This is a genomic window from Hyphomicrobium sulfonivorans, assembly GCF_013306565.1.
GTDB lineage: Bacteria > Pseudomonadota > Alphaproteobacteria > Rhizobiales > Hyphomicrobiaceae > Hyphomicrobium_A > Hyphomicrobium_A sulfonivorans.
Genome location: NZ_PZPO01000001.1, coordinates 1,100,821 through 1,124,390, shown reverse-complemented (window position 1 = coordinate 1,124,390; position 23,570 = coordinate 1,100,821). Strand labels below are relative to the sequence as shown.

Here is a 23,570-nt window from a genome sequence, read left to right as displayed (position 1 = left end):
CCGAAGGCGACCGCGTCATCATTTTTGACACGACGCTGCGCGATGGCGAGCAGTGCCCCGGCGCCACGATGACGTTCGAGGAAAAGCTGGAGGTCGCCGACTGCCTCGACGAGATGGGCGTCGACATGCCCCCCGAGAATAAGCCACACCCGCCAGTCGTCACCGCCCTGCGTCGCTGACGGCGGCAACTGATCGGATCGCGCCCACAGCGGCCAATGGCCGAGGATCAGCTCCAGGTGCGCCGCGCTCAGTGTGCCCGCTAACTCAGCCAGATCCTCTTTCAGACGCCCGGCGGCGCTCGATTTGCTCAAAGCGCTCGATAATCTCGCGCTGAAGTCGTTCCACCTCATGGGCGTTTCCGGCTCCGGCGTTTGCATCATCGGGCTTCATCACCTTGTCTTCGCCAGGAACCTGAACCACCTTCTGCATGCCGCCGATCATCGACGCGACCGTTTTGGCATCGCGCTCCAGATCGGCGGAACTCAACGCACCGCTTGCCATGTCCTTCTCCATCTGATCGAGCTTTCTATTGATCACTTTGCACAGCCGTTGCGCGATGATCTTGGTTGCGGGCTTGCGCGGCTTTGGTGCCGCCATGGCTCGCTTTTGCGCTTCGGTTGTCTGTCGACGCCGACGCCACTCATGTTGCCGTGCATACTTGCAGATCAGCGCCCCCGAACATCCATATCGCAATCCGATATCTTCGAGGCCCAGCTTGCCCTCCTCGTAGTCGCGCTGGATGAGGAGAAGCGTCTGCGGATCGAATTTCGGTTTGCGCATGTCGGAGCGGCTGCCATCCTTGCTTTGCCATCGGATCAATCTTCCATCGGCCAAACAAAAAACGCCGGGGCATTGGCCGCCGGCGCATCTGTCGCGTTATATCTGAAGCATACCGCAGCACCGTCACGCTGAGGATAACTTCGCCGTTTCGCGTGCTATCGGTTAAGCGCCGTTTGCAACCGGCTGCCGCTTGCAGCCGCTACGCGCCGTCATCATCCGCTGTGCCAGCGGCATCCGCGCTTACTATCGGTCAGAAGCCGCCTTCCGTTCGGCGCCCGATTGTGCAGCTCATTACGCCCGCAGATAGCCGTACTTTGTGTATTGAGATCGCGGCGATCAGGTCGCCGATTGATCGGGCCAATGAAGGGGCACGCGTGAAAACATTTATGACCGGGCTGATAGCGCTCATCGTCGGCTATCTCGTCGGCGCCGTCGGCGGCTACTTCCTGGTGCTCGCCACCACGTCCAACGCCCACGACGCCCAGGTCGAGGCGGCCACCAGCGCTGCATTCATCATCGGACCGGCCGCCGCGGTGTTCGCGCTCATCTCAGCCTTGCCGCTGCTCCGCCGCCGTCGCTAGCTGCCGCTTTTAATGGCCGCTCACCCTGACGCTCGTCGCGGCGCTAGCCCCGTTGATGCCGCCGTCTGCGATCCGGGTGCGGCTGCTACCCGGCCACGCTGCAATCTTAGTGGCAAAAATACACCACAATTCTGCGCTTCATCCCCCTGTCCAGGTTCAAACGCGCCTTAACAGCACCGCCCTCGAACGGCTATAAGCATTCGGGATTCTAATCAAATTGCTGCTCCGGGAAGCCCCGGAACCTCTACGGGGGCAGGGACCGACGTGCAGGATTGGTTCTTCAAACGCGGACGTCGCGAGCGGACCATCGATTGGCTCGCGCTCGATTCTCGCCTCGATTCCGGCCTCGCGGCCGCATGGTCGTGGTTTCGCGACACCTGGAATGCCGGCTCCAGCTTTTTCGACCGCTTTCGCCTGCGCGGCTGGAAGCGCCTCCTCAACGAAGCAGCATCCGAGGGCCTAACCCTCGGCGCCGGCGGCTTCGTCGTCATGTTCGCGCTGGCGATCCCCGCCTTCCATGAATTCAACGAGGGCAAATTCCTCACCGGCCAGTATGCGGTGAAGTTCCTCGACCAGAACGGCAACGAAATCGGCAAGCGCGGCATCCTCCACAACGACGCCGTGCCGCTCGACGAAATCCCCGACCCACTGATCAAGGCCACGCTCGCCACCGAAGACCGCCGCTTCTTCGAGCACTGGGGCATCGACGTCCTCGGCACCCTGCGCGCGCTCGTCACCAACCTGCAGGCCAACGACGTCGTGCAGGGTGGCTCGTCCATCACCCAGCAGGTCGCCAAGAATCTCTTCCTGTCGTCCGAGCGCTCCATGCAGCGCAAGATCAAGGAAGCCTTCCTCGCACTGCTGCTCGAAAGCCGCTTCACCAAGCGCGAAATCCTGAAGTTCTATTTCGACCGCGCTTACATGGGCGGCGGCGCATTCGGTGCTGAAGCGGCATCGCAGTTCTATTTCGCCAAGTCGGTGCGCCAGATCAACATGGCCGAGGCGGCAATGCTTGCCGGTCTGTTCAAGGCGCCGACGAAATACGCCCCACACGTCAATCTGCCCGCCTCGCGCGCGCGCACCAGCATCGTGCTCGACAACCTTGTTGAAGCCGGTTTTTACACCGCCGGCCAGGTGCACTGGGCCCGTACACATCCCGCCAACATCGTTGAGAACCGCAACACCTCCAGTCCGGACTGGTTCCTCGACTGGGCCTTCGAAGAGGTACAGCGCATCGCTGCCGGAACGGGGCAATACGTTCTCACCGCCCGCACCACCGTCGACCTCAACATCCAGAAGGCCACCGATGACGCGCTCACGGCAGCGCTGCGCAAATACCGCGGCAACCGTGTAACCAGCGGCGCCATCGCCCTGCTTGAAACCGACGGCGCCGTGCGCGCCATCACCGGCGGCCCGGACTACGGCGAAAGCCAGTTCAACCGTGCCACCAGCGCGCGCCGTCAGCCCGGTTCATCGTTCAAGGTCTATGTTTACGCCGCCGCGCTCGAAAACGGCTACACCCCCACAACCAGCGTGCGCGATGCCTCGCGCCGGTGCGGCAACTGGCATCCGCAGAACTATGGCGGCAGCCACGGCAGCGGCGGGCGCATGCCGCTCTGGATGGCACTCGCCAAATCGCTCAACACCGTCGCCGCTGAACTGTCATTCGCCGTCGGCCGCGACAAGGTCATCGAGCTCACCGAGCGCCTGGGCGTCACTGGCATCCGTAAAACCTGCTCGATGGCTCTGGGTGACTATGGCATCAGCCCGCTGCAACATGCCGGCGGCTTCGCCACCTTCGCCAACGGCGGCAAGCAGGCCAAGCCTTACGCCATTCTCGATATCGTCTCCTCGCGCGGCGATCTGGTCTACAGCCGTGACCGCGACGAACCGGAAGCTCCCCAGATCGTCGACCGCAAGGTTGCCGAGGGCATGAACTGGATGATGCACAAGGTCGTCGAAACCGGCACCGCCCAGCGCGCCAAGCTCGACTTCACCCACGTCGTCGGCAAGACCGGCACCTCCAGCGGTCCGAAGGATGTCTGGTTCGTCGGCTTCACCGGCAAATATGTCGCCAGCGTCTGGCTCGGCAAGGACGACAACCGCGCGATGGTCAACGGCACCACCGGCGGCCAGTATGCAGCGCCAGTGTTCCAGTCCTTCATGTCGGTCATCCATCGCGACATGAACATTCCGACTATTCCCGGCTTGCAGCCCCATCCGGTACAGGTTGCCGAGCAGCAGCGCATCGCCGCAATGCATCCCGCTGGCGTGGCGCCGCAGGAGCAGCGCAAGGGCTCCAGCCTTATGTCGGATAAAACGCGTGACGCATTGCGCAACGTTGCTCAGGCCCTGCGCAAGGCCGGCGGCATAGAGGAGCCCGCAGCTTCACCGCAGCCGGAAAACAGCACCGGCAGCACGCGCTCCGGGGCTGCGCCTGCCACTCCCGCCTCGCCATCCGCACCGCCAGGACGGCGCGCCGATGCCGCCATCAACGCCAACCCGGCAGCCAACCATGGAACATCGCTCCGTGCTGTCCCATAGCGCCCGCGCGCCGCTCTCCGTCGTCCTCAACCGCCTGCAGAAGCGCGTCGGCATTGTCGTCGGCATCCTCGGCGATTGGGCCGCCTTCATCGGCGCCGTGCTGATCCTTGGCCTCGGCACCAGCTGGTACATGATCGACATCGGCACCGGATTGACCACCGAGCGCCACGGGCCGTGGGTTGCATGGACATCGGCCGGCCGCTCCGATGGCGACCCTTACACCCGCGCGCACTTCGCACGCTTCGGCACCCTGCCGCTCAGCTCCGACATCGCCCTCACCTACACCGCCTTCACCGACGATACCGGCGAGCGTCTGCACTCGTCGTGCGAGTACAGCGTCGAGGGACGCGACATCGACGATGGCTGGTGGAGCGTCACTGTCTTCAACGATCGCGGCGATCTGATTGCCAACGCTGCCGACCGCCACACCTACACGCGCCAGACCGCCGCCATCAGGCCCGATGGAAAATTCGCCATTGCGCTTGGCCGCGAAGCAAGTCCGGGCAACTGGCTGCCCACCGGCGGCGCGGGACGGCTGGCGTTGCAATACACCGTGTTCGATGCCGGCGCGTCCATGCTGGAGCGCACCGATGATGAGCCCAAGGCGCTACCGGCGATAAGGCGCGTGCAATGCCGATGAAGCTTTTCAACGCGATCCGCAATGCCAACTGGCTGTTCATTCTCGCGGTGCCGGTAGCAGCGGGCATCCTGCACATCTGCGCGACGATGGCGGCGCCCTATCTCACGGCGGCTTCGGCTTACAATCGCCTTGCGCCGGCGCTGCCGGTCAACCGCATGCAGGTGCTCAGCGTCGCGGCGCCGGGGTCTGAACCGCTGCCCTTCATGTCACCGGATGCGCGCTACGCCATGTGCAGCTTCGATGCGCGCGGCGGTCCGATCGACGTTTCCGCGACCCTTCCAGCCGATCAGGGCTGGAGCCTCAGCGTCGTGACGCCTGCCGGTGATAACATTTACGCAGCGGCTTCGGTGCCGAGCCGGCCGACACCGATCACCCTCGTGCTTGTTCCATCTGAAGATGCATTTCTGGGTGTCACGCCGGAGGCGCGCGGCATCGCACGCAACATCCAGCCGCCGACGCCGCTCTCCGCCAGCCGCGGCATCGTCGTTATGCGCGCACCCGACAAGGGCTTCGCTTACACGCCGCACATCGAGGCACTGCTGCGGGACGCCAAGTGCGTCGCCCGTCCGTTCTAGGCTCTTTATTACTGGCGCTCGGCGACTCCCCTTCGGGGAGCCGGCCGCCGGGCGCACAGGAAAACCTGCGCCGGGAAGAAGAAGTTTTCTTTCTTTTGCGCTGGCGACTCCGCCTTGCGGCGCCGGCCGCCGAGCGCATTTTAAGTCGGTACTGGCGACTGCGCTCCGCACAGCCGGCCGTGGTTGTTTGTTGCGCTCGGCGACTCCCCTTCGGGGAGCCGGCCGCCGAGCGTGTAATGGCTTGTGCAGAATCGGGCCGCCTCCGTACGCCGTCATCCCGACGCAGGTCGGGATCCACGCCAGCTTCCGCTTTCGCACCGGCGACACCCCTTCGGGGCGCCGGCCGCCGCTGCATGGTTGTACAGACCCGCAGCACGCTGCACCTTGAGGCAGCTGACGACGCGATCAAATAAAACATGGGCAAATATGAACATGCGCCAGTGCGCACTCGCTGACGCGCACTGGAAAGGGCTTCGCGGCCAACAGCCCGTCTGCGGGTTCAGTTCGCGCCCGCAACGCCGTCTTGCAAACCAATGCTGGCTACTCTGCCAGATCCAGCACGTCGCGCTCATTCTGGCGGCCGCGCCGTGATGTTTGCTCATCGTGCAATTCATTCCAGCGCTCATATCGAACGCCCGGAAAAATAATCACTTCCCCTGTCTCGCAACCGCCACTGCGGTGGGATGGATCAGTACTGCGAGCTTCCGGGGCACTGAATGGAAGTATCTGTGCCATGTGCTTTCCCCCGTAACATGGCTGATTTTTGATTCGGGTTGGGCGTCAAGAACATTCCAGCAAAGCGATACGAATCACAGTGTACAATTTGGCGACGGCATCCGTTACCAAAAGGTAAACCTCGGCGTGCACTTAGTCTGACGCTGTGACGATGCTGTCGTCGAGGAAATGTCGCCCTTGACGATCCTCGACTTCCACGACCCAAAGATCGGAATCAAACCGCTGCTCGCGGGCGATGAATTCATCGGCCTTGTCGTAGGCACTTCCTGCCGGCAGATGGCAGATCCAGCGCCGATCCCATTCCGCACCATCCATGCCGGCCGGAGCAGGTCCGAACAGCTGGCAGGTTCCATCCAGCCGGTCGATGCGAATGAAGATCGCTCCGGCATCGTCGTCGCCATGGCGCACCACGGCGGCCCACGCTCCGGCGGCGGCGCAACGGCGGATGTAGGCGCTCACCCAGATGTCGGCGCGCAATCGCATGGGATTTGATGCTCCAGTTTCAGGCTGAATGCACTACCGCGCCAAACACACGCGCGCCAGCACCGCTCGGCTGAAATCCTATTGGCTGGCCGGCCAACGCCAGCGACGCTTCGCGGGCAGTTCACCCCCTCAGACCGTGTCGGCCCGACAACCTCGATCTACGCCAGCCGCCCATACCCCGCGCGGTCGCAGAAGAGGGCGAGCGCAAGCAAAGGCGGCACAAGCCCCACTCTTCCCTACGCTGGTAAGACGCGCTGGATCGAGGCGAGCGAGTTCAGCGCGCACCAATCAGTGCTGGCGGCCAGCTGCGCGGAGCGCAGTCGCCTGTGCTAACTAAAATGCACCGGCGGCCGGCTCCGCGGCAACTGACGTGGATCCCAGGGATTCACGAATCAAGTGCAACGGCCATAATCGGTCGCTGCGATGGGAACCCGATACAATCAGCTCCGCTTGGCGGAGCGCTGTGAGATATTCCGCCTGCGCGCAGGCGGAATATCTCTGCGCCGCATTGCCCTTCACCTTGGGCGCAGCCCTGCCACCATCTCGCGTGAGCTGAGGCGCAATGCCGTGAGAACAAAAGTCTGGCCCGGCGGCTATGCGCCCGAACGTGCGCAGGCGTTGGCCGAGCGACGGCGACGGTGGGATTGCCGCTTCAAGATGGCGCGCCAGCCGGAGCTCAGAGAGCACGTCAGGCAACTCCTTGCGATGGGATGGTCGCCCGAGCAGATCGCCGGCCGGCTGGCGCGCACCGACGTTTCCATGCGCATCAGCCATGAGTCAATTTATCGCTTCATCTATCACCGTGTTGCGCAGAAGGATTACTTGCATCGCCTGCTGCCCAATCGCAAAAACCGGCGCGGCAGGCTCATGCGCGGCGGCGTCAGCCCACTGCGATCGTTCAAGCGCAGAGTATCGATTGACGATCGGCCACCCGAGGTTAGCGACCGCCGCAACAAAGGCCACTGGGAGGCCGATCTGATGTGCTTCACCAAGCGCAATGAGGCCGTGCTCGTGGTGCATGAGCGCACTTCGCGCATCCTCCTCGCCGCGCGCCAGACCACCAAAGCCGCGCCCGTCGTGGCAGACGCCATCGGCCGTCTTATCGCGCCGCTGCCGGCAGAACTGAGGCGCACCATGACCTTCGACAATGGCACCGAGTTCGCGCAGCACTACAGGCTGACCGATGAACTCGGCGTCGAGACCTTCTTCTGCGACACGCACAGCCCATGGCAGAAGGGAGGCGTTGAAAATGCCATCCTGCGCCTGCGGCGGGCGCTGCCGCGCAAGTCGGATCTGGGTGCGATATCAGCGCGACAGCTGGCCAGCATCGTTGCAAACTACAACGCCACCCCAGACGATGCCTCGACTTCAAAACACCTGCCGAGGTTTTCTGGGAAAACCTCAACACGTTGCACTTCAACCGTGAGACCACCTCCCGACCGTAGTCGGGATGACGCCGTGCGGAGGCGGGCCGTTTCTGCACAAGCCATTATACGCTCGGCGGCCGGCTCTCCGGAGGAGAGTCGCCAGCGCAACAAACAACCATGGCCGGCTGTGCGGAGCGCAGTCGCCAGCGTCACTTAAAAGCCGGCTCCCCAATGGGGAGTCGCCGAGCGCCACAAAAAAGCTATTTGCTGTCGCTGGCGTCGCGGTCGAGCACCGCGATAAGCCGCTCGCGGATGGCATCCTGCCGCGCCTCGCGCTCGATCTTCTTACCGGTTAGATCGGTGACATAGAAGACGTCGACGGCCTTTTCACCGAACGTGGTGACGTGCGCGGAGGTGATGTCGAGCAGCAGATCCGACAGCGTGCTCGTCAGCTCATACAGCAGGCCGGGACGGTCGCGCCCCGCGACCTCGATCACGGTGTAATTATCCGACAACGCGTTGTTGATGATGACATCCGGCTCGACGGTGAAGGCCAGCACGCGCCGTGGCGGCGCGGCTCGCTCGGCCAGAAGTGTGTCGAGCCACGCATCGCCGCGCAACAATCGCTCAATGAGAGCGCCGATGCGCTGGCCCCGGCGCAACTCGTCCTCGTCGGTTTCAAAAGCGCGATTGAGAACGAAGGTATCGAGCGCACGGCCATCGCGCGTGGTCATGATGTGCGCGCCGGCAATATTCGCGCCGGTGGCTGCGCAGGCGCCCGCAAGCAGCGCCAGCAAGCGCGGATGATTGGGAGCGACAATCGTCAGCTCGGTGATGGCGGTGAACGCGTCTGTGTGCGTATCGGTGGCGACGGCCAGGCCCTGCTGCTCCGCCTTGCGCAACAGGCGCGCATGCTCGATGCGATGCTCAGCATCGGTGCGCAGCCAATAGTCGGGATAATGCTGATCGATGTAACGGTCGATCTCCTCCGGCGTCCAGTCGGTCAGCTCGCGCCGCAACGCGTCCTGCGCCTCGGCCACACGCTCGCTGCGCTTGATCTGCGTATGACCTCCGGCCACAAGCGGCTCGGTCTCGTGATAGAGGGTGCGCAGAAGCTGCCCTTTCCAGCCGTTCCAAACGCCCGGACCAACAGCGCGGATATCCGCGACGGTGAGCAGCAACAGCAGCTTCAGGCGCTCCGGGCTCTGCACCACATCGGCAAAGTCGCGGATGGTTTTTGGATCGGACAGATCGCGGCTGTGCGCGATGTTGCTCATGGTGAGATGCTGCTCGATCAACCACGCGACAGTTTCGGTTTCGGCTGCCGTGAGACCAAAGCGCGGACCCAGCTTGCGCGCAACGCGCGCGCCGACGATGGAATGATCCTCAACGCGTCCCTTGCCGATGTCGTGCAGAAAGGCTGCAACATAAAGCGCGCGCCGATTCTTGATTGAGCTGATGATCTTGGTTGCAAGCGGCAACTCATCGACAGCACCACCGCGCTCGATGTCAGCGAGCATGCCAACGGTGCGTAGCAAATGCTCGTCAACCGTATAGCTGTGATACATGTTGAACTGCGTCATGCCGACAACGCGGCCGAACTCCGGCACGAAACGCCCGAGTACACCCGCTTCATTCATGCGCCGCAGCGACATCTCCGGATTTTCATGGCCGCTCAGCAGTTCGAGAAAGATGCGATTGGCTTCCGGATCGTTGCGCAGGTTGTCGTCGATCAGCAATCTCGATTGCCGCAACAGGCGAATGGCATCGGGATGCAGAAACGAATTCGACAGATGCGCCGCAGAAAAGAAGCGCACGAGATTTACCGGATCGCGCCTGAACACATCGGCATCCGATACGTTGAGGCGATCGTTCTCAACCCGGAAATCTGTGCGCGTGCGCAATTGACGACGCTGCTTCCAGCTGGATGGGCGGAAATAGCTGCCAATTGCCGGCGTGCCCTTAAGCTGCTGCATTTCCAGCGCTGAACACAGGATGGTGGTGAGATCGCCCACATCCTTCGCGACCAGAAAATAATGCTTCATGAAGCGTTCAACGCCGCGCAGGCCGCCGCGATCGTTATAGCCGAGCTGCTGCGCCATCCATGGCTGCACGTCGAACGTCAGCATCTCTTCGGAACGGCCCGATCCGAAATGCATGAAGCAACGCACGGTCCATAGGAAATCTTCGCAACGCCGATAGGTCGCCACTTCCGAGGGGCGAAAAATTCCGGCCGCAACGGTCATCGCGCCAACGCCCTGGCCGTAAATGTATTTCGACAGCCAATGCAGCGTATGAAGATCGCGCAGGCCGCCTTTGCCGTCCTTGACGTTGGGCTCGACCTTGTAGCGGCTTTCGCCCGCCACGCGATGGCGCGCATCGTGCTCGGCCATCTTCGCGTCGATGAAGGCGCGCGCCGTGCCCGCAACAACCTCAGTGTGGAAGCGATCCTCGAACTCGCCAAAAAGCTGACCGTCGCCGTAAATCAGGCGCGCATCCAGCAGCGCCGTGCGGATGGTGATGTCGGAGCTGAGCTTGATGCACTGATCGATGGTGCGCGTGGCATGACCGACCTTGAAGCCCAGATCCCACAGCACATAGAGGATGTATTCGGCAACGCTCTCGGCCCACGCCGTTTTCTTGTAGGGCAGCAGGAACAGCAGATCGATGTCCGACCCCGGCGCCAGCAGACCGCGCCCGTAACCGCCGGTGGCAACAATCGCCATCCGCTCCGCGTCGGAAGGGTTGGTGGCCCGGTAGATATTGTCGACGGTGTAGTCGTAGAGCAGGCGGATCAGCTCATCCTGAAAGTGCGACAGACCCTCGGCGCACTGACGGCCGCGATGATCAACCTCAAGCTGCGCCCGTGCCTGGGCGCGGGCATCCGCAACGAGGCGCTTCAGCCGTTCGAGCACGGCGCCCCGCGCCTTGTCGGCGACGCCGCCGTGTTCACGCAAAATGGCAGCAAGCTCGGCGCGCATTGCCGCCGGATCGAAATAGGGCGCTGGTGTGTGTTCGTTGGCAGTATCCATACGCGTTTCGCCAGCGACCCTTCTCAAATTCAAGCGGCGCTAACTTGCGCCCCGCTTGCTTAACTTCTCACTTCGTCCGGAAGCGCTCTAGGAACGCTCCGCTCGCAGCATCTTGAGCCGATAGATTGCATCCAGCGCCGCGCGCGGTGTCAACTCATCGGGCTGCATGGCATCAAGCGCCAGCTCCAACGCAGTGGGACCGGCGGGCTGAGGTGGCGGCGCCGCGGGCTGGCTTGCTGCAAACAGCGGCAGATCATCCAGACCGCCATTGCGCGAACTTTTCCCGCGTTCCGACTTTTCCAGCAGCGCCAGAACTTCTCTCGCGCGGCCGACGACACCCGCCGGCAGGCCGGCGAGCTTGGCGACCTGAATACCATAGGAGCGGTCGGCCGCGCCTGACTTAACTTTGTGCAGAAAGACGATGTCGTCCTGCCATTCGCGCACGTCGATGGTGACATTGACGACGCCCGGGAGACGGCGCGCAAGATCGGTAAGCTCGTGGTAATGGGTGGCGAAAAGCGCGCGTGCGCGCAGCACATCGTGCAGATATTCGACCGTTGCCCACGCGATCGACAGGCCATCGAAGGTGGCCGTGCCGCGCCCGATCTCATCCAGAATGACTAAAGATCGATCACTTGCCTGATTAAGTATCGCCGCTGTTTCGACCATCTCGACCATGAAAGTGGAGCGGCCACGCGCCAGATCGTCCGACGCGCCGACCCGGCTGAACAGGCGATCCAGCGCTCCGATGGTGGCGGAGCGGGCCGGAACGTAAGCGCCCATTTGCGCCAGCACGGCGATGAGCGCGTTCTGGCGCAGGAAAGTGGACTTACCGGCCATGTTGGGACCGGTGACGAGCCAGATGTTGCCGTCGTGCTCGGTTGTGGCGGAGGCGTGCGCAAGCTGTGTTGTATCGTCTTCCGACATTGATGCGCTGGCCGACAGCACGCAGTCGTTTTCAATGAACGTGCCCGCCTTGGCAGACCGCAGCGCCTGCTCGACCACGGGATGGCGTCCGCCGCGAATGTCGAACACGCGACTATTATCGACGACCGGGCGGACATAATCTTCCTCGCGCGCCAGTTCCGCCAAGGCCGCCGTGGCGTCCAGCTCGGCGAGCGCTGCCGCGATGCGGCCAAGACCATCGACGCTGGCCTCGATGGCGCGCGCCAGATCAGCAAATATTTCCTGTTCAAGGCTGAGCGCCCGCTCGCTGGCCGACGCTATGCGGCCTTCGATTTCGCTCAGCTCAACGGTTGTAAAGCGGACAGCGCTGGCCATCGTCTGGCGATGGCGGAATTCGGACGCGAGCGGTTCTTCAAGCAGCGGTTTGGCGTTGCCCTGCGTGACCTCAATGAAATAGCCGAGGATGTTGTTATGGCGCACCTTGAGCGATTTAACGCCTGTCTGCTCGACGTATTTCGCTTCCAGACCGGCGATGACACCGCGGCCGTCTTCCTTCAGGCGGCGCACATCGTCGAGCTCGGTGCGATAACCGGCCCGCACGAAACCGCCATCGCGCTTCAGGTGCGGCGGATCTTCAACCAGCGCATCGGTGAGCATGGCGCTGAGATCGGGCGTCACCGCGCGCTGCTCGCTCGCGATGCGCTGCAACTCTTCCGGCAGCCCGATGCCAGATGCTTCATTCTCAAGCAGATCGGCACAGCGGGCGGCACAGGCCAGTCCGTCGCGCACAGCAGCGAGATCACGCGGTGAACCTCGGCCGAAGCTAAGCCGTGAAGTAGCACGGGCGATATCGGGCGCGGCGTTGAGCGCAGCACGCAGATCCGCGCGCAGGTTTTCCTGACCGATGAGATAGCCGACCGCATCGAGCCGCGCATTGATGCGTGCAACATCGCGCAGCGGGCTGGCGAGACGGGCGGCGAGTTCGCGCGCGCCGCTGCCGGTAACAGTGCGGTCGATGGCCGACAGCAGACTGCCCTGTCGGTCGCCCGACGCGGAACGCACCAGCTCCAAACTGGCACGACTGGCGGCATCGATGAGCAGGATGGCATCGGAACCGGAGCGCTTCGGCGGACGCAGCGCGGGCTGCTGCCCCATCTGCGTCAGCTCGATGTATTTCAGGATGGCGCCGAGCGCGGCAAGCTCAGCACGGGTGAAGTTGCCGAAACCGCCCAGCTCCGCCACCTTGAGGTGCTTCTTGAGGCTCGCTTCACCACCGAGGCTGTCGAAATAGGCGTTGGGAACCGGCGTTGCGGCCGCGCCGAGACGGACGATCCAGCCGCGCACATCGGCATCGGCGAGCACGCCATCGGACGTGATGACTTCGCCGGGGGCAAGACGTGCAAGCTCGCCCGGCAGATCGGCGGCGGCGATTTCGCCAACCTCCATCTCGCCGGTTGAGATGTCGACGGAGGCAAGCGCGAAGGAGCCAGCGCTGCCGCTGCCGGCCACTGCCTGCACCGGGGGCCGGAACAGCGCCGTGAGATAGTTGCGGACCTTGGCGTCGAGCAGCGCTTCTTCCGTGATCGTGCCCGGCGTGACCAGCCGCACGACATCGCGGCGCACGACCGACTTGGAGCCGCGCTTGCGCGCCTCAGCCGGGTCTTCGAGTTGCTCCGCCACGGCGACGCGATGGCCGGCGCGGATGAGCCGCTGCAGATATTCGTCGGCGCGGTGTACGGGCACGCCGCACATCGGGATGTCCTGCCCCGCATGCTTGCCGCGCTTGGTGAGCACGATGCCCAGACACGCCGCGGCGATGGCGGCGTCCTCGAAAAACAGCTCGTAGAAATCGCCCATGCGATACCAGAGCAGGCAATCGGGATGCGCAGCCTTGATCTCCAGGAACTGCGCCATCGAGGGCGATGCGTCGGCAATGGCTGACGGCGTGGTGAGCGGTTGTCCGGTTGCAGCGGAGCCGGTCGCCCCTGCGGAAGCAGCATCACCGGCATCACCGGCGGCTGCCTCAGGGACGGCACCGATGCCCGCCTGATCCTCGGCGAAGCCGGAATTGTCGTCAGTGGCGGGGGCTGCCACATACGCGCCGGTTCGCTGCTTCGCCTGTGCTTCTTTACCGGCCATTGGCGGCCATCCCCCACATCCATCGCCATACGTCTTTAGGCGGAGATCTCCACCGCCCTCAGACGGTTCGCCGTACCCGCCCAAGCGGCCGGGCGCAATGAAATCAGGCGTTTCTTTCACATGCAAAGCGATGCGGCTTTACGCTTCGTCACAACCTGCGTGCCTACTATAGCCAATGGCTTGATTGTTTATGCGCATCCGCACGCCTATGCTGCGGTGCTTTTCAACAGAATATCCCCAAAGGACGCACAGTTTCTCCAATGAGCTCTTCCCGTAATCCGAAAGCCGAAGCCGTTCATTTCACCGATCAGGAAGCGCTACAGTTCCACGCGCAGGGAAAGCCGGGAAAACTGGAGATAACACCGACAAAGCCGCTGGCGACGCAGCGGGATCTGTCGCTGGCCTATTCGCCCGGCGTTGCGGCGCCGGTGCACGCCATCGCCGAGAACCCGCACGCGGCCTATGACTACACCAACAAGGGCAACCTGGTTGCCGTGGTTTCGAACGGGACGGCAATTCTGGGTCTCGGCAATCTGGGGGCACTGGCCTCCAAGCCGGTGATGGAGGGCAAGGGTGCGCTGTTCAAGCGCTTCGCCGACATCGACGCCATCGACCTGCTGGTCGACACCCAGGACACCGAGGAGTTCATCAACTCGGTGCGGTTCCTTGGCCCCTCGTTCGGCGGCATCAACCTTGAGGACATCAAGGCGCCGGACTGCTTCATCATCGAGCAGCGCCTGAAAGAGCTGATGAACATTCCGGTGTTCCACGATGACCAGCACGGCACCGCCATCATCTGCGCAGCCGGACTGATCAATGCTGCGGCCTTGACTGGGCGAGAGTTGAGGGACTGCAAGCTGGTGGTCAACGGCGCGGGCGCGGCCGGCATCGCCTGCCTTGAGCTTGCCGTTGCTATGGGCATCCCCAAGAGCAACGTGATCCTGTGCGACACCAAGGGCGTCGTCTATCAGGGCCGCACGGAAGGCATGAACCAGTGGAAGTCGGCCTACGCGGCGGACACCAAGGCGCGCACGCTGGCCGAAGCACTGGAAGGCGCGGACGTGCTGTTCGGGCTGTCGGCCAAGGGCGCCGTTACCGCTGACATGGTGCGATCGATGGCGGAAAAGCCGATCATCTTCGCGATGGCCAACCCCGACCCGGAGATCACGCCGGAGGAAGTGGCTGCGGTACGCAGCGATGCGATCGTGGCGACGGGCCGCTCCGACTATCCGAACCAGATCAACAACGTGCTGGGCTTTCCGTTTATCTTCCGTGGCGCGCTGGACGTGCAGGCCTCAACCATCAACGAGGCAATGAAGATTGCAGCGGCCGAAGCACTGGCGGCGCTGGCACGCACAGAAGTACCCGATCAGGTTGCAGCAGCCTATGCGGGCCGCCAGCCGAGCTTTGGTCCGGAGTACATCATTCCGGCGCCGTTTGATCCGCGCCTGATCGTTACCGTCGCCACTGCTGTTGCCAAGGCGGCGATGGATTCCGGCGTGGCCCGGCGACCTATCGTCGATATGGATGCTTACGCAGCGCAGTTGCGCGGGCGCCTCGACCCGCTGGCCGGATGGCTGCAATCGACCTACGCCGCGGTGCGCGCGAACCCCAAGCGGGTTGTGTTTGCCGAAGGTGAAGAAGCCGCGGTGATCCGCGCCGCGCATACGTATTTCACTGAGGGCTTCGGTGTACCGATCCTGATCGGCACCGAAAGTGTGGTGCGTCGGCGCTTCAAGGAGCTGGGCATTCCACTGCGGCCGGAATTCGAGATCTACGACACGCGCAAAGGCGCACACGTGGACGAGTTCACCAACTATCTCTACGCGCGCCTGCAGCGGCGCGGCTACCTGAAGCGTGACTGCCAGCGCCTTGCCACCAACGAACGCAACGTGTTTGGCGCGCTGATGGTGGCGCACGGGATGGCGGACGCACTGGTGACCGGCGTGACGCGCAACTGGACCAACGCCTTTGACGACATCACGCGGGTGCTGGATGAAGAACCCGGCCATCACCTGATCGGCGCATCGATGGCGCTGCTGCGTGGCCGCGCCGTGCTGATTGCCGACACCAGCGTGCACGACATGCCGGACGCGGTGCAGCTTGCCAACATCGCAACCGAGGCTGCGCGTTCAGCCCGCAGCTTTGGCATGGAACCGCGCGTTGCGTTTCTCGCTTACTCGACTTTTGGTCAGCCGAAAGGCGAACGCTCCGATCAGGTGCGCGAAGCCGTTGCAATTCTCGCAGAGCGGCAGGTCGATTTCGAATTCGATGGCGACATGGCTGCCGATGTCGCGCTTAACCGCGAGCTGATGCGGCATTATCCGTTCTGCCGCTTGTCAGACACCGCCAATGTGCTGGTGATGCCAGCGTTTCACGCCGCGTCGATCTCGACCAACATGTTGAAGGAGCTGGGCGGCGCAACGGTGATCGGGCCCATACTTGTTGGATTGTCCCGTCCGGTGCAGATCTGCGAGTTTGGCGCCAAGGACTATGACATCGTCAACATGGCCGCCATCGCAGCGCATGACGCGGGCCGCAAAGGCTGACCCGCAAAGACCTGCTCCGCGCAGAGATCGGGCGATGCTTCTCAGGCTTCGCCCGATTGCGCCGCATGGTTCATCACCGGCAAGTCGATGATGAAACGCGTGCCACCGTTGGCGCGCGAGCTGCATGTGATGGTGCCGCCGATACCTTCAACGATCATACGGCAGAACGACAGCCCAAGACCTGCTCCGATACCAATCCGCTGCGTCGTCACATAGGGCGCGAACACGCTGTCGATGATTTGCGGCGGGATGCCTAGCCCGGTGTCTGACACGATAATGCTGTTGCGATGCTCGCCGCGCTTGAGAGCGATGGTAAGATTTGGTGCTGGCGCACGCTCATCTTCACCTTCGAGCGCGCGCTCGCGAATGGCGCGCAAGCCGTTCTGCATCAGATTGAACAGCACGTGCGTCATCAACAGGTCCGACCCCTTGAAGCTGAAATCTTCTTCAAGCTCCATCCGAACGATGCCGCGTTCATCCGGCCGGAAACTGTAGCGCTCAACAGCGGTGAGCACGATGGACGACATGCGCTGAAGATCACCCGCATCAGCGTCCGTCTGCGCATCGCCGGCGTTGCCGAGCATGAGGTCGATGACCGAGTTGGCCGATGTCACATGCTGCTGCATGCGCCGGATCGAACCGATAATTTTTTGACGCGCCGCCGATTCCGGCAGCCGGTTCAGCAACCACTCGCATCCATCGGCCTCAAGACGGATACCTGCCAGCGGCGTTCGGCACTCATGCGCGACCTGATCTGCAAGCGCCGCAGCCTCAGTCTCGCGCTCGATGGCCTCCGACGCCTGCACGTGCCGAAGTGCAAACGCAGCGGCGAGCACGGCGCCATACACCGGCAGCATCTGGAGCCATGACGCCGGCAGCGGCGCACCTTCCGTTACGACAAGAAACACACCCATCGCCGCCAGCACACCAATGACAACCGCAGCGATGCCATTGGGAACGTCATAAAGCTGCACGGCAACAATGAGGCTGGCCACCGACACGACAGCCCACACGGCGCTGTCGGCATTCATCAGCAGCATGAGCGTGGTGAAGAATGGCAGACAATAAAGCAGTGCCGCATAGGACATTGCCACTACATGCCGCCGCATATCGATCGGCCAATGGTTTTTCGCTGCAATCATGACGCTCAGACCCCAGCCCATCGCAAACCAGACGCCGGCATATTTCTGAGACAGCGGCGTCATGGATGAATACAGGAAGTAACCGACTGCAAACGCCACCACCCCAAAGACGGCGGCAAATTGAATGCTTCGCTCAGTGCGCAAATAGTTACAGCCAAAGCTATGCAGCATCGCGCGCACGGAGGAGCCAGCGTGACGCTCGGCAGCAGCTATTGAACGGCGCACTGCGGCTGCACCGGCCAACGGCATTAGCGACAAACGTGCAGATAATTGAAGCATCTAAATTTTTAGCCGAGGATGTACCAGATCCGATACGAAAGCATAGTACGAACATCTTACGGAAAGTGCTTCATCCAGTCTGGACACCCGAGCCATGACGCCGTTTTTTCACCCAACGTCTATTTTAGCTCTCGATGATGATCCGCTGTTTTTGGAAAGTCTTGTCTTTCAGTTCTGTGACGATGTCTCGTGTCAAACTTTTTCCCGTACTGACGCAGCGCTAGAGCATTTGATTAACCAGGCGGGACAACATCCTTGCTATTCGCGCATGTATGATCTCGTCGCGCTGCCATCTGCGGGTCTGCGCGCAGCCATGCGCAATCCATCCGACGCATTGCTGTGTGCCGATGTTTCCGGCTTGCGTTCGATCATCGACGATCCTGGCCGGCACCTGCGCGTATCGGTAGCCATCGTTGACTACGACATGCCGGAGATGGATGGTCTGGAGTTCTGCCGAGCCATCCGCGATCTGCCGGTTAAGAAAATACTGCTGTCCGGAAAGGCGGGGCTGGAAGTTGCGGTAGACGCCTTTAATGACGGGCTTATCGACTACTTCTTGCAGAAGCAGGACCAGAACGCCACTCAGGCGCTGCGTAGCGCTATCCAGAGATTGCAACGGCTATATTTTGACGACGTATCGCGCCCGATTTCAAACGCGCTTGAGCTTTGCGGCACGACATGGTTCAGCGATCCAGCCGCGCGGAATTTGATCCAGAGCACGGTCGATCATCTCGGCATGGCAGAATACTGCCTTTCAACAACGCCGCCGGGCGTCGTCATGCGCGACGATGCTGGCAACGAAACATTCATGCTGATTTCAGATCGCAGCGAACTCGACGCGCAAATTGCTGCTGCAGACGCACGCGGCGCACCGGACGAGCTGATCAATCAGCTATCGAGCGGCAAATCACAGTCGTGGTTTCCAACGCCGGATGGTCGTTACAGGGCCGACTATTATTCACGATGGCAAGCACACACATGGCCGGCGGACGATCTGTACGGCAACAATCACTGGATGCACAGCCTGATACCAGTTGGCAGCGCGCGCATACTGGATGACATGCGTAAAATTGCGTGAGCGCACAACCTGCGCCAATCGTTACCAATCAATAATATTACCTCCGCATACATCTTTCCTAACCGACGATGAAAACCTTAAACTTTGAAGGGCAATTAGCAATGTAGAGACTATCTCTGATGTACAGCAGAGTAGATTGTTCATTACAGGATTTCGCGCCGTGGCAAGCATTTCCCGCCGCAAAGCCGTCGATACTGCAGCCAAACGACTGCACACCGATCGTTCGGACACAGAGCCACGTCAAATCACGCGACTGCGGAAAAATTTTGATGCCCAGCTCGCCGACCTGTCGAAACGCAATAGCGAGCTCGAACGGCTGAACTCATCCATGGAAGCCGCCATCGATCATATGGGGCGCGGGCTATCCATGTTTGACAGCGAGCAGCGACTTCTTGTGTGCAACAAGGCGTACGCCGATGTTTACATGCTGCCGCCCGAGCTTACTGCACCCGGTACGCCCTTCATTGAAATCCTGCGCTATCACCTCAAGCAAACAGCCGGCGCCGACACATCCGGCAAAGGTGCTGCGGAGTGGATCCAGGATCATATCGCGCGCCTGCAAATTGAAGGACACGTCGAAGAGGTCCAGCGACTTGCCGACGGGCGTGTCATCCGTGTCAGCTACCGCCCGCTTGCCGGTGGCGGCTGGGTGGATATGCAGGAGGACATCACCGCTCAACGCCGCTCCGACGAGAAGATCGAATGGCTAGCACGCCACGACACGCTGACGGAGATTCCGAACCGGTTTCATTTTCGCGAGCATCTGACAAAACAGTTCGCCACCTACGACACCCGAAAGGGCTTCGCGCTGCTCTGGCTTGATCTCGACCACTTCAAGGATGTGAATGATCAGCTTGGGCATCTCGTCGGTGACGGGCTCCTGAAGAGCGTGGCCGATCGTCTTCGCAGCTGCCTGCGAGCTGGCGATATCGTCGGACGGCTTGGCGGCGACGAATTCGCGATCCTGCAATGCGGCGCAGACCGACCCGAACTGGCCGAAGCGCTCGCGCGGCGCGTACTTGACCGCATCCGGTTGCCGCATGAGGTTGCCGGACATTCGCTGTTCACCGATGTCAGCATAGGCATTGCTCTTGCACCGACGCATGGGCAGACGCCCGAGCAGCTTCTCGCCAGCGCCGATCTTGCACTTTATCAAGCAAAGTCGCGCGGCCGCGGCCTGCATGCCGTATTTTGCCAGCAGACCATGGGAACGCCCGCATCCGTTCTTAGCCCGCTGCGCGCGGAGCTTGAACACGCCGTCGAGCGGTCAGAACTCGTGCTGCACTATCAGCCTATCGTTGATCTGCAGAAGGGCGAGGTATCGTGCTGCGAGGCATTGATGCGCTGGAAGCACCCAAGTCGCGGCATGATTGCCCCTGCCGATTTCATTCCGATCGCGGAAGAAACCAAGCTGATCGTAAGCATGGGGAAATGGGCTCTTGAGCAGGCGTGCTCCGACGCATTGGATTGGCCTGCCTCGACGAAGGTGGCGGTCAATCTTTCAGCGGTGCAGATTGAGTGCGGCGACATATACGAAACTGTCACCGATGTGCTGGCGCAGACGGGCCTGCCGCCCGCGCGCCTGCAGCTTGAAATTACTGAATCCGTCTTGATGCGCGACCGTGCGCGCACACAGGAAGTATTACGCAAGCTGCACGATTTGGGCGTGATGATCTCGCTCGACGACTTCGGATCGTGCTTTGCAACGCTGAGCTACCTGCACAGCTTTCCATTTCGCAAAATCAAGTTGGACCGCAGCTTCGTGCGTGACATTCCTCAGCACCGCGACTGCGTGACCATTGTGAAGTCCGTCGCCGACCTCGCCCGCGAACTGGAAATGCATTCTGTGGCCGAGGGCGTGGAGACAGCCGCGTGCCTCACGACGGTGCGCGATGCAGGCTATAGCGAGGCGCAGGGCTTTTACTTCAGCCCGGCCGTACGTGCCAGCGGCGTGGAACGCGCATTGAGACTGTGCGCACAGCGGTTTTCGGCTGCAACCGCGCCTACGGATACCCAGCACATCCCGAACATTTATGCCTAGTGCACTGCCGGAAAATGGGCGACGCCGTTTTCCGACAGCACAGCAGGAAAGTTCGTCAGGCGTCCACTGACACCCTGCTTTTGACTTCGGTCGGCGCCCCGAAATGTTCGAAATAACGCGGATCAATCTTCTCAACCGGAAGAATGATCAGCACGTCCGTTGTGCCGAACTGACGGTCAACAACGGCGCCATCGCCGACGAATGCACCCAGGCGCAGATAACCCTTGATGAGCGGCGGCAGCGCCTTCAGCGCGGCCTTGGCGTCAATCTGATCGGCAGGCAGCCGGTTCATGGGAACATGCAGATGCGGATGCGCTGCGCAGCGCCACTCAGGCGGGGCCAGCGCGTTCTGATGCAGGAAGCTGAGCGCCATGGCGTGCTGGTCGGGATCGGTGCCCGGCAGGCTTGCGCAGCCGATCATCACATCGACTTTGTGCTCGCGCACATACGTCCACAGGCCATGCCAGAGCAGTTCAACTGTGCGCTTGTTGCGATAGGGCTCCAGCACGCACGAACGGCCAAGCTCCATAAAGCGGTAGTGCGGCCGGGAGGCAATCAGCGGAGCGATGTCGTATTCGCTTTGCGTGTAGAAACCCAGCGTGCGCTCCGCCACCTCCTGACGCAGCACGCGGTAGGTGCCGACGACCTTCTGACGGCGAACACTGCCCCATGCCTCATTGGCGATCGGCATGTTGCCATCAACCACCAGCAGATGATCGCAGACGGCATCGTAGGGATCCTGATCCCGACGCGTCATCTCGGCCCGCTTGGTTGGGATGGCGGACATCTCCTCATAGAAGACGCTGTAGCGGAGGCGCTGCGCCAGCTTGATGTCGCGCCAGCGCCGCGTGAGCTTGACCTCAAGATTACCGATCTTGCCGTAGACCGTGTCCTGCTTGCGCAGGCGGAACGGCGTAGCGCTGGCGCCGTTCAGCGTATGCAGAGCGAGAAGACCACCGGGGACCGCTTGCAGTCGGGGGCTGCGTGCCAGCCGGCTGGCCATCCGCCGCGCCGTATCCTTCATGCTCGGTATCTCCGCTCAAATCACACCCCATCATAGGATGCGCGCCGCATGCCTTGAAGTGCCAAGCGCGGCTTCCCCCACACCAGTCCATTATGGATTTTTCCCAATGGCGACAGGTGGCTATCACGCTTCCATGACAGACTTTAGGCTTTCTTACGACGCTAACGGTGCGCTTGCCCGTGACAAAAGAGCAGCTATGGCGGCCCAACCCAGAATTGCTGCGCATTTGCCGTGACATAGCGGAACGGACGGCAATCGCGAAAGTCGCTAATGGGACCCGCATTCTTTAGAATGGCAGCGCGCTTGGCCGAGCTATTTCTTTCGCACCGGCGACTCCCTGCCTTTTGCACCGGCGACTGCTCTTCGAGCAGCCGGCCGCCGGTGAGTGGTTGGGATGAAGTAAGCCGCCGGTGCGGGTTTATCGGAAGTGCTTCGACAGCTTCAGCCCCTGCGCCTGATAATGTGAGGCGAGGTCGCTGCCGTAGAGCCGTTCCGGTGTTTCGGTGAGCTGTTCGTAGATCAGGCGGCCGATGGTCTGACCGTGCTCCAGAATGAACGGCACCTTGTGCGAGCGCACCTCCAGCACCGCGCGCGAGCCAGCGCCACCCGCCTCGGCGTGGCCGAAGCCGGGGTCGAAAAAGCCCGCGTAGTGCACGCGGAATTCGCCCACCAGCGGATTGAACGGCACCATTTCAGCAGCCTGATCCGGCGGCACGTGCACCGCTTCCTTGGAGGCGAGAATATAGAACTGATCGGGATCGAGGATCAGCCGCTTGCTTTCGCGGACATGGATCGGCTCCCAGTAATCGAGCATGGCGCGGGCGCCAACAGCGTCGACATCGACAAGGCCGGTGTGGCGCTTGGCGCGATAACCGATAAGGCCCTTATCGTCGCCGGTGAGATCGACGGACAGCGCGATATCCTGCACCGGTTTGGCATCGGCGCCACCGGCACGGAAGCGGATCTGCGACAGGCGCGAGCCTTTGCGCACCACGATCGGGAACGTCTGCGGACAGATTTCGGCGTAAAGCGGCCCGGTGTATCCGGCCGGGATCTGGTCGAACGCGGAAACGCCATCAGCGATCACGCGGGTGAAAACGTCGAGGCGACCGGTTGAGCTTTTCGGGTTGGTGGCGGCGCACAGGTCTGCGGGCAACGCCAGGCTTTCCAGCAGCGGCACCACATAGACGCAGCCGGTTTCCAGCACCGCGCCCTGCGCAAGATTGATGGTGTGGAGTTGCAGATCGTCGAGCTTGCTTTGCACCTTCTCGCTGGCGCCGGGCAGGAAGCTGGCACGCACGCGATAGGCGACATCGCCCAGCCGCAGGTCGAGGCTGGCAGGCTGCAGCTGATTATCGAGCTGCGGTTCAGCCAGCTTGACCGCGCCGGATTCGATCAGCGCGCGTATGGCCTGGGACGGCAGAATGCCATCGCGCGCCGCTGCGCCGCCTGCTCCGTTGCCCGACACGTTTTCGGCCCCCGCCATTTCACTCAAGCCCCCACACCTGATACATGGCCTGTCTCTAAAGCAAGCGGGCCTTGACGCCAAGCTCAGGCGGGCGCTAAGTGCCTGCCACGAAATTCGTGGTCATTTGGCCGGCCGGCTTGCAGCCACGTAAAACAACTCGCTAAAAGGGCCGTGCGCATTCTCCCGGAGCATTGAGCGCGGCCGTCT

The 23,570-nt window shown here is 62.1% G+C and carries 14 protein-coding genes, 2 pseudogenes and 1 riboswitch; of the genes and pseudogenes, 9 read left to right on the top strand and 7 right to left on the bottom strand.

The genetic code is table 11. The annotated features are described in order from the left end of the window. Positions 1 to 128 (top strand): annotated as a pseudogene (locus C6Y62_RS05150) (hypothetical protein); the annotation flags it as partial. A gap of 136 nt (positions 129 to 264) precedes the next feature. On the opposite strand, the gene C6Y62_RS05145 reads toward C6Y62_RS05150, so the two are convergent. Next, a complete protein-coding gene (locus C6Y62_RS05145) occupies positions 265 to 780 on the bottom strand; it encodes a hypothetical protein (RefSeq protein WP_173953013.1) in 516 nt (171 codons plus the stop codon). Positions 781 to 1,154: 374 nt separating this feature from the next. On the opposite strand from C6Y62_RS05145, the gene C6Y62_RS05140 reads away from it, so the two are divergent. The 4 genes from C6Y62_RS05140 (at position 1,155) to C6Y62_RS05125 (ending at position 5,120) form a co-directional block, all read left to right on the top strand. Beyond that, entirely contained in the window at positions 1,155 to 1,361 is a 207-nt protein-coding gene (locus C6Y62_RS05140; RefSeq protein WP_173953012.1) for a hypothetical protein, read from the top strand. Positions 1,362 to 1,625: 264 nt separating this feature from the next. After that, the gene (locus C6Y62_RS05135) at positions 1,626 to 3,905 is read left to right on the top strand and encodes a transglycosylase domain-containing protein (protein WP_068462297.1); all 2,280 of its coding nucleotides are present in this window, start codon (positions 1,626 to 1,628) and stop codon (positions 3,903 to 3,905) included. Then, complete coding sequence (locus tag C6Y62_RS05130) at positions 3,877 to 4,545, top strand: DUF1214 domain-containing protein (RefSeq protein WP_173953011.1); 669 nt, start codon at positions 3,877 to 3,879, stop codon at positions 4,543 to 4,545. Before C6Y62_RS05135 ends, C6Y62_RS05130 begins: the two co-directional genes overlap by 29 nt. Beyond that, a complete protein-coding gene (locus tag C6Y62_RS05125; protein ID WP_157066739.1) occupies positions 4,536 to 5,120 on the top strand; it encodes a hypothetical protein in 585 nt (194 codons plus the stop codon). The genes C6Y62_RS05130 and C6Y62_RS05125 overlap by 10 nt, the downstream gene beginning before the upstream one ends. Before the next feature lie 867 nt (positions 5,121 to 5,987). Here the strand turns inward: C6Y62_RS05125 and C6Y62_RS05120 are convergent. After that, positions 5,988 to 6,338, bottom strand: a complete 351-nt coding sequence (locus C6Y62_RS05120; RefSeq protein ID WP_068464319.1) for a DUF1491 family protein — start codon at positions 6,336 to 6,338, stop codon at positions 5,988 to 5,990. 423 nt (positions 6,339 to 6,761) lie between these two features. Here C6Y62_RS05120 and C6Y62_RS05115 point away from each other — a divergent pair. Further along, positions 6,762 to 7,783: pseudogene (locus tag C6Y62_RS05115) on the top strand (IS30 family transposase). A 182-nt stretch (positions 7,784 to 7,965) separates the two neighbouring features. Here the strand turns inward: C6Y62_RS05115 and C6Y62_RS05110 are convergent. Together C6Y62_RS05110 and mutS are read right to left on the bottom strand one after the other, a co-directional pair. Then, positions 7,966 to 10,737, bottom strand: a complete 2,772-nt coding sequence (locus C6Y62_RS05110; RefSeq protein ID WP_173953010.1) for a [protein-PII] uridylyltransferase — start codon at positions 10,735 to 10,737, stop codon at positions 7,966 to 7,968. Between the two features lie 87 nt (positions 10,738 to 10,824). Then, positions 10,825 to 13,782, bottom strand: coding sequence for a DNA mismatch repair protein MutS (gene mutS / locus C6Y62_RS05105; RefSeq protein ID WP_420844139.1), 2,958 nt, complete (start codon positions 13,780 to 13,782; stop codon positions 10,825 to 10,827). A gap of 260 nt (positions 13,783 to 14,042) precedes the next feature. Here mutS and C6Y62_RS05100 point away from each other — a divergent pair, with 260 nt between their 5' ends. Further along, the gene (locus C6Y62_RS05100) at positions 14,043 to 16,331 is read left to right on the top strand and encodes an NADP-dependent malic enzyme (protein WP_173953009.1); all 2,289 of its coding nucleotides are present in this window, start codon (positions 14,043 to 14,045) and stop codon (positions 16,329 to 16,331) included. Positions 16,332 to 16,372: 41 nt separating this feature from the next. Here C6Y62_RS05100 and C6Y62_RS05095 read toward each other — a convergent pair whose 3' ends face one another. Beyond that, complete coding sequence (locus C6Y62_RS05095) at positions 16,373 to 17,752, bottom strand: sensor histidine kinase (RefSeq protein WP_210257972.1); 1,380 nt, start codon at positions 17,750 to 17,752, stop codon at positions 16,373 to 16,375. Between the two features lie 94 nt (positions 17,753 to 17,846). On the opposite strand from C6Y62_RS05095, the gene C6Y62_RS05090 reads away from it, so the two are divergent. Together C6Y62_RS05090 and C6Y62_RS05085 are read left to right on the top strand one after the other, a co-directional pair. Further along, on the top strand, positions 17,847 to 18,830 hold the full coding sequence (locus C6Y62_RS05090) for a response regulator (RefSeq protein WP_173953007.1): 984 nt from the start codon (positions 17,847 to 17,849) through the stop codon (positions 18,828 to 18,830). 136 nt (positions 18,831 to 18,966) lie between these two features. Next, a complete protein-coding gene (locus C6Y62_RS05085) occupies positions 18,967 to 20,871 on the top strand; it encodes a putative bifunctional diguanylate cyclase/phosphodiesterase (RefSeq protein ID WP_173953006.1) in 1,905 nt (634 codons plus the stop codon). 55 nt (positions 20,872 to 20,926) lie between these two features. Here the strand turns inward: C6Y62_RS05085 and olsB are convergent, their stop codons facing one another. Together olsB and C6Y62_RS05075 are read right to left on the bottom strand one after the other, a co-directional pair. After that, on the bottom strand, positions 20,927 to 21,895 hold the full coding sequence (gene olsB / locus C6Y62_RS05080; protein ID WP_173953005.1) for a l-ornithine N(alpha)-acyltransferase: 969 nt from the start codon (positions 21,893 to 21,895) through the stop codon (positions 20,927 to 20,929). Between the two features lie 418 nt (positions 21,896 to 22,313). Next, a complete protein-coding gene (locus tag C6Y62_RS05075; protein WP_173953004.1) occupies positions 22,314 to 23,381 on the bottom strand; it encodes a 2'-deoxycytidine 5'-triphosphate deaminase in 1,068 nt (355 codons plus the stop codon). Positions 23,382 to 23,469: 88 nt separating this feature from the next. After that, positions 23,470 to 23,548, top strand: a riboswitch (SAM riboswitch). The last annotated feature ends 22 nt before the right edge of the window (positions 23,549 to 23,570 follow it).